Source organism: Nocardia sp. NPDC003345 (genome assembly GCF_053589395.1).
In genome coordinates this window covers 1-5367 of sequence record NZ_JBSFRU010000394.1, presented here as the reverse complement: position 1 = coordinate 5367, position 5367 = coordinate 1, and the positions used below count along the sequence as shown (strand labels likewise).

At 70.0% G+C, this 5367-nt stretch carries 7 protein-coding genes and 1 pseudogene; 3 read left to right on the top strand and 5 right to left on the bottom strand.

The window, feature by feature from the left end:
* From ACWDU1_RS28990 to ACWDU1_RS28980, 3 genes and pseudogenes are all read left to right on the top strand, one after another.
* Positions 1-887 (top strand): annotated as a pseudogene (locus ACWDU1_RS28990) (MFS transporter); the annotation flags it as partial.
* A 42-nt stretch (positions 888-929) separates the two neighbouring features.
* Positions 930-1805 carry an MSCRAMM family protein gene (locus ACWDU1_RS28985; protein WP_450003311.1) on the top strand — a complete coding sequence of 292 codons (876 nt, stop codon included), beginning with the start codon at positions 930-932 and terminating at the stop codon, positions 1803-1805.
* On the top strand, positions 1802-2623 hold the full coding sequence (locus ACWDU1_RS28980) for a YceI family protein (protein ID WP_450003308.1): 822 nt from the start codon (positions 1802-1804) through the stop codon (positions 2621-2623). Before ACWDU1_RS28985 ends, ACWDU1_RS28980 begins: the two co-directional genes overlap by 4 nt.
* An 18-nt stretch (positions 2624-2641) precedes the next feature.
* Here ACWDU1_RS28980 and ACWDU1_RS28975 read toward each other — a convergent pair whose 3' ends face one another.
* From ACWDU1_RS28975 to ACWDU1_RS28955, 5 genes are all read right to left on the bottom strand, one after another.
* A complete protein-coding gene (locus ACWDU1_RS28975; protein WP_450003309.1) occupies positions 2642-3202 on the bottom strand; it encodes a sugar O-acetyltransferase in 561 nt (186 codons plus the stop codon).
* Between the two features lie 35 nt (positions 3203-3237).
* The gene (locus ACWDU1_RS28970) at positions 3238-4026 is read right to left on the bottom strand and encodes a beta-mannosidase (RefSeq protein ID WP_450003306.1); all 789 of its coding nucleotides are present in this window, start codon (positions 4024-4026) and stop codon (positions 3238-3240) included.
* 111 nt (positions 4027-4137) lie between these two features.
* Positions 4138-4266 (bottom strand): hypothetical protein, encoded by a 129-nt coding sequence (locus ACWDU1_RS28965; protein ID WP_450003304.1) that lies wholly within the window; start codon positions 4264-4266, stop codon positions 4138-4140.
* 224 nt (positions 4267-4490) lie between these two features.
* Positions 4491-5186 (bottom strand): dienelactone hydrolase family protein, encoded by a 696-nt coding sequence (locus ACWDU1_RS28960; RefSeq protein ID WP_450003303.1) that lies wholly within the window; start codon positions 5184-5186, stop codon positions 4491-4493.
* Positions 5183-5367, bottom strand: a 185-nt coding sequence (locus ACWDU1_RS28955) for a hypothetical protein (protein WP_450003301.1), incomplete at its 5' end; no start/stop codon positions are given. The genes ACWDU1_RS28960 and ACWDU1_RS28955, both read right to left, overlap by 4 nt.

Genomic DNA, 5367 nt, shown 5'->3' with positions numbered 1-5367 from the left:
CCGTGATCCCGCTCAAGATCGTCACCGAACGCACCACCGCGCTGGCCATCATCGCCTCCATCGCCGTCGGCGTGGGCATGTTCGGTGCCACCACCTTCCTCGGCCAGTACCTGCAGACCGCACGCGGTTACTCCCCCACCGCCGCCGGCCTGCTGTCCTCGCCCATGGTCGCCGGCATGCTCGTCGCGTCGGTCACCTCGGGCGCGCTGATCACCCGGTTCGGTAAGTGGAAGCCGTTCGTGGTCTCCGGTGCGGCCCTGCTGGTCGTCGGCTTCGGGCTACTGTCCACGGTCGACCACGCCACCAACATGTGGCTGATCGGCACCTTCATCACCCTCACCGGCGCGGGCGTCGGCATGATGATGCAGAACCTCGTGCTGGCCGTCCAGAACACCGTCAGCGTGCAGAACATCGGCGCCGCCTCCAGCAGCGTGGCCTTCTTCCGCACCTTCGGTGGCGCCATCGGCGTCTCGGTCCTCGGCTCGGTCCTGGCCACCCGCGTCGCCGAACTGTCCACCGCGCGGTTCGCCGAACTCCGCATCCCCGCCGGATCGTCGTCGGGCAGCGGAAATCTCGACCTGAAGGCGCTGCCCGCACCGATCGCCGAGATCGTGCGCTTCTCCTACGGCGACGCCACCGGGCGGATCTTCCTGATCGCCGCCGTCGCGACCGTGGTCGCCCTGATCGCGGCCATCCTGCTGCCCAACCGCCCGCTGCGCCGCACCATCGATATCGAGCCGGTGGCCGATCCCGCGGCCGCGGTGGCCGAACCGGTCACCGCCGATATGACGAAAGACCGGGTCCCCGACGACCTCTCCGGTCTCGACACCACTCCGTACAGCGTCCCCGAACCCGCGCATGCCCAGGCTGCCGGGGATCGGCGACCCGACGACGCACCGGCCGAACCCACGCCGGTACCGGTCGGCGCCATGGCCGGTACGGTGGCCGCCGGACAGAACGGTCACGGCGTGTACGGAGCCGGTGTGCCCGCGGCGACCACCCTGTCGGCCGGGGCGACCACCGGTGACGTTCCGGAATCCGCCGCGCTCGAGGGCCGGATCACGCGCGACGACGGCGGTCCCGTGCACGGCGCCGCGCTCACCCTGATCGACCAGCGCGGTCATCAGGTGGCGCGGGCGCTCGGCGGCGGCGACGGACGCTATGCGATCGGCGCTCCGGGAGCCGGGAACTATGTGCTCATCGCCTCCGCGGCCGGACACCGGCCCGCCGCGATAAATGTGGCGGTCACCGGACAACCGGCACGCCTGGACCTCACCCTGTCGGGACTGGGTGAACTCTCCGGGGTGGTGCGCTCGGCGCGCGGCGGCGAGCCGCTGGCCGGCGCGATGGTCACGGTCACCGATCAGCGCGGCGAGGTCGTGGCGTCGGCCGCGTCGGGAACCGACGGCGCCTACCTGTGCCACGGGGTGGTGCCGGGCGTCTACACACTGGTCGCGGTCGCGAACCATATGCGCCCCAGCGCCAGCGCGCTCACCGTGCCCGACAGCGGCATGCTGCGCCACGACATCGAACTCGCGCCGATGGCAGTGCTCACCGGCGCGGCCCGCGCCGACGGCGGACGCGTCGCCGCAGACGTGCAGGTGACGGTGCTGGACGCGGCGGGCGATGTCACCGCGACCGTGCGCACCGACGAGAACGGCCGGTATGTCGTCACCGATCTGCCCGAAGGGCAGTACACGGTGGTCGCCCGCGGCTATCCGCCGGTCTCCGGACAGGTGAGCGTCACCGGTGAGGAAGCCGCCCACGATATCCGGCTGGGATACGGAAACGAGGACAACGCATGACCGGACTGACCGCCCGCATCCGCACCGCCGAGAGCTGGCCCCTGGCCGGTGCGGTGCTGACCGTCACCGATACCAGCGGGCAGCAGATCGCTCGCGTGGTCGCGGACGAGACCGGGGCGGTGGCCACCGGGCCCCTGCCCCAGGGCGTGCACACCGCCGTCCTCACCGCGCCGGGATACCAGCCGCTGGCCCGGACCGCCCAGATCTCCGCGACCGGCACGGGATCGCTCGGCGAGATCACGCTGGTCTCCGCGGTGGATACCGTGGCGCTCCCACCGGCCGGCCCCTGGACCATCGATCCTGTTCATTCGACGGTTATCGCGACCGCGCGTCACCTCGGTATCTCGAGTATCAAAGCCAGGTTCCCCGAGGTCGGCGGGCGCATCGATATCGCCGAACCCTTCGACCGGTCCACCGGATACGCCGAGATCAAGGCCGCCTGTATCGATACCGGGATCACCATGCGCGACGACCACCTGCGCTCGGCCGATTTTCTCGACGTCGAACAGTATCCGGTCATCGCGTTCACCGGCCGCGGCCTGCGCCGCACCGGGGCCGACACCTGGGTCATGCCCGGCGACCTGAGCCTGCACGGGCAGCGGCGCCAAGTCGATCTGGACGTGACCTTCGGTGGCTTCGGCGCCGACCCGTGGGGCGGAGTCCGGGCGGCCTTCCACGCCGAAACACTCTTGCACCGCAACGATTTCGCCATCGACTACAACGCGGTGGTCCGGGCCGGAGTGGCCGCGGTGGGAACCACGGTCAAACTGGAACTCGATATCCAGGTGGTGCAGGGCGAGCAGCTGCCGGCGATGTGAACGCCGGCGGGCCGCGGTTCAGGTCTCGGGGCGGTCCAGCGTGCGGATCACCCGGGCCGGGTTGCCCACCGCCACCACCCCGGCGGGCAGATCGCGGGTGACCACGGCGCCGGCACCGACCACGGTGTCGGCGCCGATCGTCACTCCGGCCAGTACGATCGCCCCGCTGCCGAGCCAGACATTGTCCCCGATGGTGATGGGTTGCCCGGCTTCCCATTTCGCGCGCCGCCGCACCGGGTCCAGCGGATGGGTGGGGGTCAGCAGCTGCACATTGCTGCCGATCTGCACATCGTCACCGATGGTGATCGCGGCGACGTCCAGCGCCACCAGCCCGAAGTTGGCGAAACTCCCCGAACCGATCCGGATCTGGGTGCCGTAGTCCACCCGCAGCGGCGGCCGGATCTCGGTGTCCTCCCCTATCGCGCCGAGTAATTCGCTCAGCAGCTCCCGGCGGCGGGCGGCCTCCCGTATCGGAGTGACGTTGTACGCCTCCATCAGATCCATCGCCCGCAGGCTCAGCTCCCGGAGTTCCGGGTCGTCGGCGAGGTAGGGCTCCCCTGCCAGCATCAGCTCTCGCATCGTCCGGTTATCGGCCACGTGTCCGAGGGTATCGCCTATACCGGGCGGGTCGCGGTGTTGTGCCGGGCCAGCACGTCGAAAAGCGGGTCGTGCGGGCCTATGTCGTAGGTGTCGGAACCGATACGCGGATCGGGTACGAAGGCCCACAGCAGCGCACCCGCGGTCCCGGCCGCCCGCTGTCCGGTGATCTTGGCCTCGATATCGGCCGCCCGCCGGCGCAAGGCCGTCTCCGAACCATCCGCGTACTGGCCGATCTCGCCGACCAGCAGCGCCTTACCCGCCGCGACGGCCTGTTCGATCCGCCGCGCCAGCCCGTTCCACCGGTCGCCGGGCAACGGTATGCCGTCCGCGTGATAGTCGTGATATTGGACGATATCGATAAACGGCGATTCGGCCAGATAGCCGTATTCGTCCCCGGCGGAACCACATTGACCCCCGCCGAGCAATCCGGCGGTGATCGGCACCCCGGGCGCGGCCGCCCGCACCAGCGCACCGGCCTCGTCCATGAAACGCCGCAGTACCGCCGCCGCGTCCGGTGGGCAGATGCGCGCGTTCGCCGCGCAATCACCTCCGGGGCAGCGACCGGGTTCGGGTTCGCCGACGATCTCCCAGGCGGCGACGGCGGGCGAATCCCGCCACCGCGATACCGCGGCGATCAGCCACTCCTCGAATGTCGCCGCGAGGCCGTGCGGCCGGGTCCGCCAGCCACCGGCGTACCAGTCGTACTGTTTGTACAACTCGTCCTCGCAGGCGCCGTCCTGCCCGGTCAGCACGGGAATCACCAATTGCCCGTGCCGTTCGGCGGCGGCGAACACCGCGTCCACGGCCGACCAGTTGCGGGCACCGGTGACGCGTTCGGTGGCCAGCGCTTCGAAAGCGTTGAAACGCGTGAGCGATCGGGTGGGCAGCGCGGCGAAATAGCGGTCGAGGTCGACCTACGCGCCGCAGCCGCGATTGATCGACCAATCCGTCGCGAGCTGGTACGCGTCGAGTCCGGCCGGCCACCAGGGCGCACCGTCCAGCCGCAACGCGCCCCCGGCGACGGTTACCCGGCCTGCGGGCACATCGATCTCCTTCCGGCCGCGCTGCCCCGCCCGCCTGTCAGTTCATCATCATCATCATGCCGAGGAACATCAGCATGAACCCGAAGAAGTTGCCGGACATATCGCACCCGCTTCCCAATCGGTCGCCGCGACCCGTTCGCGGTCATTTACCGTTGGGTAACGGTACGATATTCAGCGGTGAAATTTTTCCCAGCGCTCCCGGAGCCGGGAACACGCACCCGTGATCAGCCCGGCGACGCCAGATGCGCGTCGAAGAAAGCGAAAACCCGCCGCCAGGCGTCGGTGCTCGCCTCCTCGTTGTAGCCCAGACCGGTCACCCGGATCACCGCCTCGACCGGCAGCCGGTTCGCGAAACCGTGCGTCACTCCCGGATAGGTCTTCACATCGTGCGGGACGCCGTACTCGTCCAGGACCCGCTCCATCCGCTCGGCCCGGTGGATATTGATGGGGTCCAGACGGCCGTAGCTGGCCACGATCGGGCAGCTCCCGCGCAGCATCTCGGCATAGTCCCCGCGGCTGGTCGGATAGAAGGGCGCCGCCGCGTCGAACCCCCGGGGCGCGGTCAGCAGGGCGAATCCACCGCCCATACAGAATCCGGCCACCGCGACCTTGCCGGTACACGCCGGATCCCCGCGCAACCGGTCCAGGGCGGCGAGGATATCGCGCACCGCCCGGCCGTCACCGGTGAACAGCAGGTCGCGGAAGACACCCGGGACACAGCGCGCGCCGCGGGCGAACAGATCGGGCGCGAGGGCCAGGTAGCCGTGGTCGGCGAGCATCCGCGTATGACGCCGGGTATCGGCGGTGAGACCGACGGCATCGTGGAGCACCACCACTCCCGGCCACGGGCCGGAGCCCTCCGGGGCCTCCCGGTGCGCGGCGATATCGCCGTCGGGAGCGGCCAGCTGGATCATCGTCATCGGCGGGTCATCTCCTGTTCGATTCCGGCATTGCGCGGCAACAGTGGTGGCGAGTCTAGTGCCGGAAGCGGTCCGTCGCCGATCACCGGCCGGGTGCGGCGGTGATCGGCGATCGGCTCGTTCAATCGGGGATCGGCGCCCCGGCCACCCGGCCGGTCGTGGCATCGACGGTCACCTCGAA

What these genes read in the sequence shown, in the direction of transcription:
- ACWDU1_RS28985 (WP_450003311.1), top strand. Translation starts at nt 930, where the DNA reads ATGGCCGGTACGGTGGCCGCCGGACAGAACGGTCACGGCGTGTACGGA.
- ACWDU1_RS28975 (WP_450003309.1), bottom strand. Translation starts at nt 3,202, where the DNA reads ATGCGAGAGCTGATGCTGGCAGGGGAGCCCTACCTCGCCGACGACCCG.
- ACWDU1_RS28960 (WP_450003303.1), bottom strand. Translation starts at nt 5,186, where the DNA reads ATGACGATGATCCAGCTGGCCGCTCCCGACGGCGATATCGCCGCGCAC.
- ACWDU1_RS28980 (WP_450003308.1), top strand. Translation starts at nt 1,802, where the DNA reads ATGACCGGACTGACCGCCCGCATCCGCACCGCCGAGAGCTGGCCCCTG.